This window comes from Sinorhizobium kostiense (assembly GCF_017874595.1).
Taxonomy (GTDB): Bacteria; Pseudomonadota; Alphaproteobacteria; order Rhizobiales; family Rhizobiaceae; genus Sinorhizobium; species Sinorhizobium kostiense.
In genome coordinates, this window is the sequence record NZ_JAGILA010000002.1 from 439,340 (window position 1) to 451,388 (window position 12,049).

Annotated in this window: 10 protein-coding genes and 2 pseudogenes; 5 read left to right on the forward strand and 7 right to left on the reverse strand. The window is 58.5% G+C overall.

The window, feature by feature from the left end; all coding sequences use genetic code 11:
- Positions 1–292: 292 nt before the first annotated feature.
- Both J2Z31_RS08595 and J2Z31_RS08600 read right to left on the reverse strand, forming a co-directional pair.
- The gene (locus tag J2Z31_RS08595; protein ID WP_209601488.1) at positions 293–2,020 is read right to left on the reverse strand and encodes an SEL1-like repeat protein; all 1,728 of its coding nucleotides are present in this window, start codon (positions 2,018–2,020) and stop codon (positions 293–295) included.
- Between the two features lie 31 nt (positions 2,021–2,051).
- Entirely contained in the window at positions 2,052–2,777 is a 726-nt protein-coding gene (locus J2Z31_RS08600; protein WP_209601489.1) for a hypothetical protein, read from the reverse strand.
- A gap of 195 nt (positions 2,778–2,972) precedes the next feature.
- Here J2Z31_RS08600 and J2Z31_RS08605 point away from each other — a divergent pair.
- Positions 2,973–3,251, forward strand: a pseudogene (locus J2Z31_RS08605) (helix-turn-helix domain-containing protein); the annotation flags it as partial.
- A gap of 821 nt (positions 3,252–4,072) precedes the next feature.
- On the forward strand, positions 4,073–5,164 hold the full coding sequence (locus J2Z31_RS29730) for a helix-turn-helix transcriptional regulator (RefSeq protein ID WP_209601490.1): 1,092 nt from the start codon (positions 4,073–4,075) through the stop codon (positions 5,162–5,164).
- Between the two features lie 877 nt (positions 5,165–6,041).
- On the opposite strand, the gene J2Z31_RS08615 is transcribed toward J2Z31_RS29730, so the two are convergent.
- The 4 genes from J2Z31_RS08615 to J2Z31_RS08635 all read right to left on the reverse strand — a co-directional run bounded on the left by J2Z31_RS08615 (position 6,042) and on the right by J2Z31_RS08635 (position 9,356).
- Positions 6,042–6,959: a TolB family protein gene (locus J2Z31_RS08615; RefSeq protein ID WP_209601491.1), complete on the reverse strand. Its 918-nt coding sequence runs from the start codon at positions 6,957–6,959 to the stop codon at positions 6,042–6,044.
- A gap of 290 nt (positions 6,960–7,249) precedes the next feature.
- Positions 7,250–7,645 carry a Calx-beta domain-containing protein gene (locus J2Z31_RS08625; RefSeq protein ID WP_209601492.1) on the reverse strand — a complete coding sequence of 132 codons (396 nt, stop codon included), beginning with the start codon at positions 7,643–7,645 and terminating at the stop codon, positions 7,250–7,252.
- A 160-nt stretch (positions 7,646–7,805) separates the two neighbouring features.
- Entirely contained in the window at positions 7,806–8,192 is a 387-nt protein-coding gene (locus tag J2Z31_RS08630) for a PD40 domain-containing protein (protein ID WP_209601493.1), read from the reverse strand.
- Between the two features lie 312 nt (positions 8,193–8,504).
- The gene (locus J2Z31_RS08635) at positions 8,505–9,356 is read right to left on the reverse strand and encodes a Calx-beta domain-containing protein (protein WP_209601494.1); all 852 of its coding nucleotides are present in this window, start codon (positions 9,354–9,356) and stop codon (positions 8,505–8,507) included.
- 293 nt (positions 9,357–9,649) lie between these two features.
- Here J2Z31_RS08635 and J2Z31_RS08640 point away from each other — a divergent pair, with 293 nt between their 5' ends.
- The 3 genes and pseudogenes from J2Z31_RS08640 to J2Z31_RS29165 all read left to right on the forward strand — a co-directional run.
- Positions 9,650–9,904, forward strand: a complete 255-nt coding sequence (locus tag J2Z31_RS08640; RefSeq protein ID WP_209601495.1) for an adenylate/guanylate cyclase domain-containing protein — start codon at positions 9,650–9,652, stop codon at positions 9,902–9,904.
- A gap of 44 nt (positions 9,905–9,948) precedes the next feature.
- A complete protein-coding gene (locus J2Z31_RS08645; protein ID WP_209601496.1) occupies positions 9,949–10,137 on the forward strand; it encodes a hypothetical protein in 189 nt (62 codons plus the stop codon).
- Positions 10,138–10,328: 191 nt separating this feature from the next.
- A pseudogene (locus J2Z31_RS29165) lies at positions 10,329–10,502 on the forward strand (ankyrin repeat domain-containing protein); the annotation flags it as partial.
- Between the two features lie 190 nt (positions 10,503–10,692).
- Here J2Z31_RS29165 and J2Z31_RS08650 read toward each other — a convergent pair.
- On the reverse strand, positions 10,693–11,901 hold the full coding sequence (locus tag J2Z31_RS08650) for a trypsin-like serine peptidase (protein WP_209601497.1): 1,209 nt from the start codon (positions 11,899–11,901) through the stop codon (positions 10,693–10,695).
- Positions 11,902–12,049 lie beyond the last annotated feature (148 nt).

Below are 12,049 nucleotides of genomic sequence, written 5' to 3' on the forward strand. Positions count from 1 at the left end.
CTTTATGAATGTCTATGCGTCATTGCGCGTTAGAACCGCCGCATCCGCGAGGCTAGATCACGAGGCTGGCCGCACGGATGGCTTTGATGAGCGTGGCCCTATCCTGTTCAAGCGTCACCGAACGCTACAGGCACAACGCTTCCAGTCATTTTAGGAACAGACCCTATATGAATGTCGTATTTGGTTGGCGTCGCCGTGATTTCCCTTTTTCCGGGGTTTATCGGGCCGACCGTTCCTTTGCGACAAAATCACTTGTGTATCCGATGATCACCGCCATGCCGCAGCCATAATGCTAGTGGCTGTTCGAGTACATGGCATCGATCGCGGCAAGGGTCCCGGAGCCGTACTCACCGTCCAGCGCTCCGTTATAGTAACCCCGTTCAGCCAACCTGCCCTGAAACGCCTTGAGGAACTCGGGTGTCCAGTTTTTCCATCCGCTTTTGAAATCTTTGACCGCATATTCGTCTTCTCTAAGCGCCACCTCGAGAAGATCGACAGCCAGTTTTAAGTCCCTATTCACACCGAGTCCCCGCGAGAAGAGCACAGCGAGGTTCATGTTCGCGTATCCGTAATCGGCTGCTGCAGCCTTTTCGTACCACAGCCCTGCCTCCCTATAGTTTCTCTCGACACCCACTCCGCTTCCATACAGCACGCCGAGGTCGTTCATTGCCCTGGCATCCCCCTTATCGGCAGCCTTTTTGTACCACGATAGGGCCTCCTTTCCGTTCCGCCTTAATCCTTGTCCATTCTGGTACATCCAACCGATGTTCCTCATGGCGCGGGTCTGTCCAGCGTCGGCTCCCTTCTTGTACCATTCGAGAGCAGCCTTGTAGTCGGACAATTGCTGATACGCCCATCCGACCTGATTATATGCGAGCGCCTTCCCCTTCTCGGCGGCCATTCGGTACCATGTTATGGCTTCGGGAATATCCTTCGGAACACCTTCACCGTCCAAGTAGATAGACCCGAGACTCATCATGCCATCAACCTCGCCAAGATGGGCCGCCTTCTTGAACCAGTTGATTGCAGCAGCCTGGTCCTGCGGGACACCCTTTCCATAACGATACACGGTACCGAGATTCGCCATCGCCAACCCATCGCCTCGCTCCGCACCCTGTTCATACCACCTTCGCGCCTTCTCGTAGTCCTGAGGCATGCCCTTTCCGGTGTAATAAAGATCGCCGATGGCGTTCGCTACGTCCGGCAGTTCCCCAACCGCGAACTCATACCATTTTAGTGCCTCTGCATAGTCCTGCGGAACGCCTTCTCCCCGTGCATAAGCGTGGCCGATTGACCGACGCGCCCTCGAGTCTCCGAGTTCGCTCGCCTTTCGGTACCATTTCAGAGCAACCGCAAAATTTTCGAGTTCCCACCAATAGAGCTGTCCGAGTGCTCGGTATGTCAGGCCTGATTCCACGCTCGCGAACCAGCGGATCGCCTCGTCGATATCCTTCTCAACCCCCGAACCTTCTTGATAATCCAGACCGACCGCCCACACAGCTGTGACGTCACCGGCGCTGGCGGCCTTCAGGTAGAGTGCATGCGCTTTTGCCTTGTCTTCGGTGACTCCACGGCCGTTATAATACAAGTCCCCGAGCTGCCAGGCCGCCCTGACGCTTCCGAGATTGCTTGCCCGCTCGGTATGCAGGAACGCATTCGCGTAGTCATTCTCCGCTAAATATGACCTTCCGGCCTGATAGTGCAGCCGCGCACTGTCCGGGTTAGTCGCAACCGCGGCGACACAGGCGGCAACAGCCTCTGAACCGACGATCCGCGCGCCCACCACCGCGGCAGGCTTTTGCTTGTCGTCAGGATCGGCAGCAAGACGGTCACAATCCGCAACATGATTGCCAGCACCCTCCCGAGAAGGAGTTTCTGTATCCACCGTCGCCTCATCCCCAACCGCCGACTGCGTCCCGATAGCTCCTTGCGGCTCTACACTTTCGGCGAACGCGACTTCGGTGATCGAGATCAGGCCCAGCGTTGCGATTGCCGTCAGAATTCCAGATGTATGTCCCATCTTTAACGTCCATTGAAAGCGGATACCTGTTTCAGGATTTGGATTTCGGCCGTACGCATAGGAGATTTTTCTTCTCGCGCACGTCGCAGACTATCACTTTCACGTGCCACGGCCATTTTTGGGAAGTGGCGACGCTATTCTCGGTTCCGCCGGGTTTAATGACGCTAGAAAGTCCCCAGCGATTAGAAGCTAGACTGCAATCGTCGTCGTGGCCCGTGTCGTAGTAGCAGGTCAGCACCTTGATGGGATATGAGCACTTGTTTCTGACCACAACCCAGTCCCAGTCGAGCTTGCCGCGGTTTGCCGCGGGCTTGATCTCCGCACAGTCCGACGATCCATAGGGAGCAAAACGATTTGGGTTCTGGTTGACGAAGATTTCCTCGCCATGCTTGCCCGTGAGAATCCGCTCCTTGGTTTTGTCGGCCCACCCAGGGTTAGGATCAACATTTGCCTTTTCAACGGGACCTGTCGCTGCGGGGGTGCCATAGCCGATCTCCTTGCGGGCCGTGGTTTTCGCTTTTTTTGAGGCGCCATTGTTCAAGAGACCATAGTATTCTTTGTATGACAGGGTGCATCCTGGAAAATCAGGTCGGTAGTTATCCCACCCCTCCCAGAGCACGCCGTGTCTGCGCTGTGCATAGCTTGTCGGATATTGTTCCTGTAAGTAGCGGTCCAGCCGGTCACAACTTGTGTTGGCTTGTACCGGCCACGGGAGCAAGCTTGCCGCCAGAATAAAAACGATGTTCAGTATTTTCATAAGCAGCCCCGTCGCCAGACCCAACAGCCACAATCCTGTTTAGGCATAGCATGACCGTGACCTGCTCCGCCTACCCCAGTTGGGGTAGAGTTCTCTTTGTTCGCTAGAGCGGAACCCGATCTGATTGAATCGGTTTGGCTATGCAATTCAGCTTTGGTCTGATTCATAGGCGTCCGCCGTGTGGAGGCGGCGGACATGCCGAAGGCTTTATCGATGGATTTGCGGGTTCGGGTTCTGGCGGCGGTCGCGCAGGGCCTGTCGCACCGGGCTGCAGCGGAACGTTCTGGTGTGAGCGCTGCTAGTATCAGCCGCTGGTGCAGTCGTGAGCGTGAACAGGGCGACGCCCGGCCCAAGGCGCTTGGCGGCGATCGTCGCTCGGGTCGGATCGATGCACATATGAGTGTTATCGTCGAAGCCTTGGGCCCGGAGAAGGATGCTACCTTGGAAAAGGTACGCCGCAGTCTGGTCGGTCGATGCTCTGTCATTTCCGTATGCTGGCCAGGGGAGTGCCATCCGCTTTGCCTTTGCTATTGCGCGATTTAACGGCTGACAGCGAAGGAGATGTATGGAGCCCCGGCTCATGCGCCCTTCCCCAAGGCAAAAAACAGGCATGTTCACTGGAGCTTACAAGACGCCTGCAGGCGCGGTTTCCACCCGCAGTGATGCAGCCGCTGTCGAACGGGAACTGTTATCAATGGGATTTAAGTTGTTTCACCCTGTCCGAACGTCCCAAGTGATCGCCTGGCCCAGTTTCTCCCAAATGTGTGTGCGTGACCAATGAACACTAAAATAAATGGCGGGCGACTGAGGACCGGAACATCGCCGGTCTCAGTGGCATCGTGTTTTACAGACCTGGCCCGAATACCGCTGAGCCCCGGCGGTGCGGCGCGAGCCTACGCTGCCCCTCGCCGCCGGTCGCCCTGAGGCGGAGGCATGAACAAGACGGTCACCGCCCTGGAGCCGCATCGTGGGCAGCGAAGACGGCTGGCGACCATCGACAGGGGAAAGTCGCGGCCACGCGGCTAACACAGGAATGGGGTATTTTACCCGAGCGGCGAGCGACACTTTCGGTTGATTTGCCTGCGTTTATCTATTCTTTATCGGCACAACGGAAGGAAAGCCCATGACCAGTGGCGATGGTATAGCACTTCGTGAGAAACACCGTAATAAATTGGCATGCCGCAGGGCGGTTTCCTCGACCGGACATGAAGGCTCAAGGAGATGTCGACAACCGTTTACGAATGGAGTGTATCGTGGAGTCGTGCTGAGGAAATTCCAACCGAAGGTGGGTGGGCGTGGACATAGAACTATTGGGGAAAGCTAGCGATCTGCTCTTCGAGGCATCTATCGGAATCACGCCCTGGCACGATGCATTGGATGTTTTTGCACAAGGGGGAGGTGCTGCCGGAGCGAACGCCCTTCCCATTCGTGCTCAGGTGCCCGGTTCCATCGAAGCCACCCACAATGCTAGGGAAATGACGGAGTTCTATCTCCGAAACGAACTCTACAAAACCTGTATTCGTTCCAGAGGCATTCCTGCCCTGGAACGCAAGGGAATCATGACCGACAAGGATTGTGCAACGGAAGAGGAATATCGGACCGATCCTTACTATCAGGAGTTTCTGCGGCCACATGGTTTCTTTTGGGGCGCTTATGTCGGCTTCAATATAGACAACGATCTTTACGCCATTCTTCTCAATCGGGGACTTAACCATGCCCCCTTCTCCGATGAGGAGCAGGCGGTCCTGCGCCGCTTTCGCACTCAGATGTCGGTCGCCGGAACGGTGGCCCGGAAACTTGCGCATGCGAAAATAGACGCGATGCGCGACGCGTTCGATTTGGTGGATGTCGCAGGACTGTTTTTCGACCGGGCGGGCAACATTATCCGGGTCAATGCCAAAGCTGAAACCATGTTCACACATGGTATCAGCCTCAGGCAAGGGCAGATTTCGACTCCGCGCAGCGGAGACGGCGCGCGCGTGAAAACTGCTGCCTGTAACGCCATTCTCAGCCTAAGCGGAACTGCGAATGGTGATGGTCTCATCAGGCTGGCGCGTGATGGCAAGCGTGATCTTGTTTTGAAGATACACAGGCTACGTGGCAACCTGCTGGATATCTTCAATACGGGATGGGCGCTCGGAATTCTGGTCGATCCCGATGAAAACCAACGTCCGGATGACCTGCGCGTTGCGCGTACCCTATTTGGCTTGACTGGAACCGAAGCCAAAATTGCAAGCCTCCTTGCTACAGGTAAGGAACTGAGCCATGTCGCAGACATCTGCAATGTTACCTATGAGACCGCAAGGACGCATCTTCGGGCTATCTTTGCGAAGACTGATACTTCCAGGCAGGGGCAGTTGATTGCGCTGCTCAACAGACTCGACTGAGGACGCTGGACATCGCATCGGGCCTGACTTCCGAGTCCCTTAACTGATCATGAACGCCGATGTGGCAGATGGTTCGACGCCGCCTGAGATCGCGGCAGTGAACGCTGCCCTTGTCGGCCACAGGGCGGCTGGGCGGCAGGGGAGTTCCCATGCCGGTCAGGCTAAGATCAGCCGCCGCAGTATCGCTTCTTGGACGCGTTACTTTTACCGACGCGGATAGTTCTCGCCACCACAGCCGGGTTCTGTCTTGGGCAGTTTGCCCCCGCTCAGTCGTTCTAGGTCGGCCACCGTCTTCAGCCACTCTATCCCGGTCAGCGCTCTTTTCTGCGCATCGAACCACTCGGATGATCTGCCTCGAGTGGCTTGGCGGAAAGCTGAGTCAATCGCCGCTTTCTCTTTGAGCGGTGCGAGAACTCGAGCCCTGACGGGCTTTCCGTCGGACGTGCATCCATAGACATAGAATCCATTGAAACCAGCGCCGATCGCGCTGCTTGGTTGCGGTGTGCCGAGCGTAATGGGCCTGACAATCAGGAGAAATTTGAGCACTACCTTAAAAAATATTGAAATGTTGTCGCACTAACTGCTTACAATCAATGATTAAACGCCTTCACGTCAGGAAGCCTCCGAGCGACTGCCTCGATGACCTCCGGCATTTTACGCAGACGACGGTAGATCATGCGGCTCATGATCGGGCTCGTCGGCGCAATAACATGATGGGAATGAAGGTCGGCATGGGTCGCCTCTGCTCGATGCGCAATCCCAGCAAGAAGACTGGAAACCCAAGGTTTTAGAATCCCTGCGGAACCGATCTCGCGGCGGGGTCTAACGGCAGGTTCCATTGGCTCTGCGGACGCTTGGCCGGAACGTTCCGGGGCAATCAGGCTACCCACCACCCCAGGACCTGTCCGTCGGCAACGAACGTATCGACGTCTCCGTTTGTGTCATCCGCCACTAGATTGCTGGCGACGGAGTTAAACGCGATGTGCCGGCCGTCGGCAGATATCGAGGGTAAAAAGCTTTCGTTGTTCGCCTGGCCGCCGGACGGAGCGACGCCGACGCGCGTCGTTGTTCCGCGCTGGAGATCGAATACGAATACGTCCTCAACGCTATTCGTGTCACCCGCGACCAGATTGCTCGCGTCGGAGGAGAACGCAACGTAGCGGCCGTCGGCCGAGATCGAGGCCTCAAAGCTACCGCCATTCGCTTGTCCTCCAACCGAGCCAACGCTGACGCGCGTTGTCGTGCCGAGGTGAAGATCGCGAACGAAAATGTCGGAAACGCCGTTGGTGTCACCCGCGACCAGGTTGCTGGCCTCGGAGGAGAACGCCACGTAGCGTCCGTCGGCGGAGATAGAGGGGAGTTCAAGGAAATTGCTGTCGCCGTTCGCCTCATCGCCCGACGAGTCGACGCTGACACGCGTCGTCGTGCCGAGCTGAAGATCGCGGACATAAACGTCGATAAACCCATTCGTGTCGCCCGCCACGAGGTTGCTGGCACTGGAGGTGAACGCAACGTGGCGACCGTCGGCGGAGATCGAGCCGCTATAACTGTAATTGTTCGCCTGGTTGCCGGCAGAGTCGACGCTGACGCGGATCGTTGTGCCGAGCTGCAGGTCGCGAACGAAAACGTCGGTGGTTCCATTCGTGTCATCCGCGACCAGGTTATTGGCATCGGAGGAAAACGCGACGTAGCGACCGTGGGCAGAGAACGAGGTGAAAGCGCTACCGCCGCTCCCCACGAACCCGTTAGGGTCAGCGCTGACGAGACCGGTCGTACCAGCCTCAAGATCGCGCACAAAAACGTCGACGGCCCGATTTATATCGCTCGGGTCCAGGTTGTCAGCAACCGACGTGAACCCAACGAAGCGCCCGTCGGACGAGATCGAAGGCAGAAGGCTGGATTCGTTCGCCTCACCCTCGGCCGAGGTTTCGCTGGCGCGCGTCGTTGTGCCGAGTACGCGGTCGAACACGAAAATGTCGGGCGACCCGTTGGTGTCACCTCCGACCAGGTTGCTAGCGAACGAGCAGAACGCGACGTAGCGACCGTCGGCCGAGATCGCGGGCGCGAGTCCATAGTAGTCCGGAGTTATTGCAGCGCCGACGGCGAGGACGCCGACACGTTGGATGGCGATGTCGTCGTTTTGTATCGTGCCAGTCGCAGTGCCGTGCCACCCACAGGATTGGAAAGTGTGACTGCGAAGGACTCATCCAGCTCGGCCAGCATATCGCCCGACACTGGGATGGTGAGGTTTATCGAAGTCTCGCCATTCCGGAAAAAGATGGTGCCGCTGGGAAAGAAACTACCGCTGAAGTCGTCCGCTTGCGCACCCGTGACGGAGTAGTTGACCCGGGCACCCCCCTTGCTTGAGGTTCGGGTCACGGTGAAGGTAAACAGCGTTGTGCCTGTGTCGCCCTCAGGATTCACGGCATCCAGTGCGCTAATCGAAAAAGTGGGGGTTGTCGAGCTTGGTGGTCTGGGCATGGCAATTCCTCCGTACCGAAAGGGACATGAGCGCATGATTGGGTATGGCGGAGTGATTCCGTCTCCCCTCACCTATTGCTTGAAGCGGATGAGCGTCGCTCGGCCGTCTGCATAACTTTCGAACGGCCGTTGCAGGCACACCGAGCGATTGCAGCGGCAATCATGCCACCCACCACCCCTGCGCCAAACCGTCCGCTACGAAAATGTCACGGATTCCATTCGTGCCGCCCGCGACCAGGTTGCTGGCTTCGGACATGAACGTGACGTAGCGCCCATCGGCAGAGATCGAGCACTGAAAGCTACTCCCGTTCGCGTCTTCGCCGGCCGAATCGACGCTGACCCGGGTGGTCGTGCCGAGCTGAAGGTCGTGCACGAACACGTCCGCCAATTCATTCGTGTCGCCTGCAACAAGATTGCTGGCGTTGGACGAGAACGCGACGTAGCGCCCGTCGGCTGAGATCGAGGATTCAAAGCTACCGCTGTTCGCCTGGCCGCCGGCCGAGTCGACACTGACGCGCGTTGTCGTGCCGAGCTCGAGATCGAACACGAAAACGTCGAAGACTCCATTCGTATCCCCCCAACCAGGTTGTCACCAAATGAGGAGAACGACACGTACCGCCCATCGGCCGAAATCGACACATCTCGGCTTAGGTTGTTCGCCTGCTCGCCGGTGGAGTCGACACTGACGCGCGTCGTCGTGCCGAGCTGGAGGTCGCGCACGAAGATATCCTGGACTCCGTTCGTGTCGCCAGCGACCAGGTTGCTGGCACTGGACGCGAACGCGACATAGCGCCCATCGGCCGAAATCGAGGGGAACTCAGATATACCGCTATGGCCGTTCGCCTGCCCGCCGGCCGAGTCAACGCTGACGCGGGTTGTCGTGGAGAGCTGGAGATCGAACAGAAAAACGTCTTGGAATCCATTCGTGTCGCCCGCAACAAGGTTGCTGGCTAAGGACTGGAACGCCACGTAGCGCCCGTCGGCCGAGATAGAGGCGTCGCGGCTTAGGTGGTTCCCCCGGACCGCCGGTGGAGTCGATACTGACGCGCGTGATTGTGCCGAGCTGGAGATCGAATACGAAAACGTCGCCGGTTCCATTCGTGTCGCCCGCGACAAGGTTGCTGGCGTCGGACTCGAACGCGACGTAGCGTCCGTCGGCGGAGATCGAGGGTTTAAAGCTTTGCCCGTTCGCCTGGCCGCCGGCCGAGTCGACGCTGACGCGGGTTGTCGTGCCGAGTTCGAGATCGAATATGAAAACGTCGCTGGTCCCATTCGTGTCCCCCGCGACCAGGTTGCTGGCATTGGACTCGAAGGCGACGTAGCGTCCGTTGGCCGAGATCGAAGGGTTTTCGCTATGGCCATTCGCCTGGCCTCCGGCCGTGCCGACGCTGACACGCTGGATCGTTGCGACATCATCATTCTGGATCGTTCCAGTCGCGGTACCGGTGGCGATGGTCCCTCCGGCCGGGTTCGAGAGGGTGACGGTGAAGGTCTCATCCGGCTCGATGAGAGTGTCGCCGGCTACTGGAATAGTGAGGGTTATCGAAGTCTCGCCGTTCCGGAAAAAGATGGTGCCACTCGGGAGGAGGCCGCCGGTGAAGTCCTCGGCCTGCGCACCCGTGACCGCGTAGTTCACCCGTGCCGCCCCCTTGCCTGAGGTTCGGGTGACGGTGAAGGTAAACAGTGTCGTCCCGGTGTCGCCCTCAGGCACCACAGCATCTAATGCGCTAATCGAAAAGGTGGGAGTTGTCGGGGATGGTGGTCTGGGCATTGAACGCTACCTCCGTACCGAAGCTGTCATGAAGCCATGGCGAGGTACGGCGCAGCAATTCCCCTATTGGCATTAAGCCGGAATCGTTGCACCGCCGAGCAATCCGCCTTTTTCCGGACTAAGCAATGTCTGTCGCCGCGGTCCAAGGATGCTATTCTGTCATTCGACGGAGGCAATCATGGCCAAGACACTCGTGCATGTGACCGTGGGCCCGCACAATCCCAAAGCGAAGATTGGCCGAACGCAAAGCCGCCGTCCCCGCTTCGGATCGAATAGAAGTCCGCATCGGCGTCAATCTCGGCGAGGTGATCGTCGAAGGGGACGACCGCTACGGAGAAGGTGTAAATATCGCCACCCGTCTTGAACAGGTCGCCGAACCGGGCTCCGTCTATGTATCGGAGAAGGTCGCGCGAGAAGTCGAGAGATCGAGCGGATCGGTTCGCAGCACGTCAAGAATATCACCGAGCCCGTCACTCTCTATCGGGTAAGAGTCGACGGCCTTCCGAAATCTCGCATTAAGCCGGCTCGCTGGTTGGCGAGGCATCGCTGGACCGGCCTCGCAGCGGCTGCAGCGCTTGCGGTTCTCGTTGCCGCCTTCGACATCCCAGCCTGGTGGCAACAGCAATTTCACCTCATCAGCAATGATCGGCCTTCGCTGGCGGTACTCCCTTTCGCTAACTCGGTGGCGACGCGAAATGCGACCGCATCGCTGATGGGCTGACGGACCTCTCTCACTCGCACAACCTCCTCGTCGTTGCTCGCACCTCAACCGAGGCCTACAAGGGTACGACTCTCGATGTGCAAAAGGTCGGCAGGGAGCTTGGAGCAAAGTATCTCCAGCAGGGCAGCCTTCAGGCGAGCAAAATAGCGAATTACCTCCCGGTTGGTCGACGCCATGGGGGGCAGTCACATCTGGTCGCGGCGGTTGGGTTGCTGGCATCCGCGCTGGTTTTCACGGCGACGAACGCCGGCGCGGGGAATCCGTAGTTCGACGCCGTAGCGGTTGGAGATACGTCCGCCGTCGAGCAGGCTCTCGCCGCGGCTGCCGATGTCGATAGCCGTACACGCGACGAGGCAACTCCCCTCAACAGCGAAACAGGTCTAATTCAAAATCAGTGTCTATCGATTGGCTGCCAAGACCTTGGTAGTCCACTACGACGATATCTTCCGGCAGTAAGCACCACTGACGAGTTTGAGCAACGCAAGCAGCCAAAAAAGCCCGATAGCACACCTAACAGATGCGGTCGACCTCAGACAAAGGTGACAGCGCGACAGGCTAATCCCAGTTCTGCCTGGCCCAACGGATGATCTCGACGAAGCCATCGCCTCCGGCTGCGCACGACCATCGCTCGCTGCCTGAGGCGGTCCCGTCCAGCTGGTAGCCGGAGTGTACGCCGATAGCGCAAGCATTGTTCTCGCCCCACCACGCAAATAGCGGAGAACCCGAGGCTCCGGAGGCCTCATCGGCATCGTTCTCGATCTGCGTGGTGTCGTAGGTCTCGCCATTCAGCTCGATATCGTCCCCATCGTCGTCGTCTCGGACGCGAATGCCATGTTGCACCGACATTGCGAATTTGCTGCGATCGTAGGGGAACCCGGCCATCGTCCAGTAGGCGGAGTCCTCCCAATCGGCATCGTAAACTCGCGCACCGAAGTAGCCGAGGCTATCGCCGACCGGGTCGGCCAACTGGCATACCTGCAAATCGTTGCCGGAGTCCGAGTGCCACCAACGTCGGCGTCTCACCCACGTTGTCATTCCCGGGCCGAAGACCGAAGTGTTCGCCCAGCAGGCCGGGATCACCTTGATCGCAAACGTGCCGCTTGCCAGGGCATCGCTAGCAAACACGTGCCCAGAGGTCATGAGGGTCCGGCGTCCGACAAGGAAGCCGCTTCCCCACCGGCCCGCGTTGACCCATGAGCCGCTGGCATCGAGGGTCCAAGCCTCCAGCTTGCAGACTGCTGTATAGGGGTAAAAGGTCGGGCGAAGGAAGTCCCGCGACTCGCCGTCGAAAATGGTGGAGTGAACCCCACCTCCCTCGGTGAAGACGACGGTCGTTGAGAGCCTGACACGGCCGCCGCGCGCCGACACTCCGTCGGCTTCATGTCCGACGATTGGCAAAAGGCGCGGCAGATAGGCCGGCGGAACGCCGACAGGGCGGAAGCCCTCGATCGAACGACCGCCGTGCGTTGCGCGATGCCGAAGCTGACGCGCTGCCAACCGTTCTTCGAGAGTTCGGGCGATCGTAACGCCCGTGGCATGCTCCTCATCGAGCAGGGGAAGGCCCGGAAACATAGGCGAAGACGAGCGAAGCACATAACCGCCTTCGACTTCCGTCTCCTCGACGGCGATACGGTCACGTGAGAAGAACGCAAAAGCGCTGCCGTTGACATGCCCCCATGGCCTTGTGTCGCGTTCGAGGAACTCTCGATCATCAAGTGCAATGAGTTCAGTCGTAGTAAGTGGGCGTGACTCTTTTCCCTGCATTGCTGCTCTCCCAATTTTTGCAAACTATTGGTCGGCTCGGGGAACGTTGAAGTTGCCAAGACCGTCCCGTGGCAGGCTGGAAATCAACAAACAAGTGTGAGACTCACAGGATCGCGCCGTTCCGCTCAGCGCTCCAACCAGCAGCCAA

Excerpts from the sequence above, each read along its gene's own strand:
- J2Z31_RS08600 (WP_209601489.1), bottom strand. The coding sequence starts at position 2,777 with ATGAAAATACTGAACATCGTTTTTATTCTGGCGGCAAGCTTGCTCCCG.
- J2Z31_RS08595 (WP_209601488.1), bottom strand. The coding sequence starts at position 2,020 with ATGGGACATACATCTGGAATTCTGACGGCAATCGCAACGCTGGGCCTG.
- J2Z31_RS08625 (WP_209601492.1), bottom strand. The coding sequence starts at position 7,645 with ATGCCCAGACCACCAAGCTCGACAACCCCCACTTTTTCGATTAGCGCA.
- J2Z31_RS08650 (WP_209601497.1), bottom strand. The coding sequence starts at position 11,901 with ATGCAGGGAAAAGAGTCACGCCCACTTACTACGACTGAACTCATTGCA.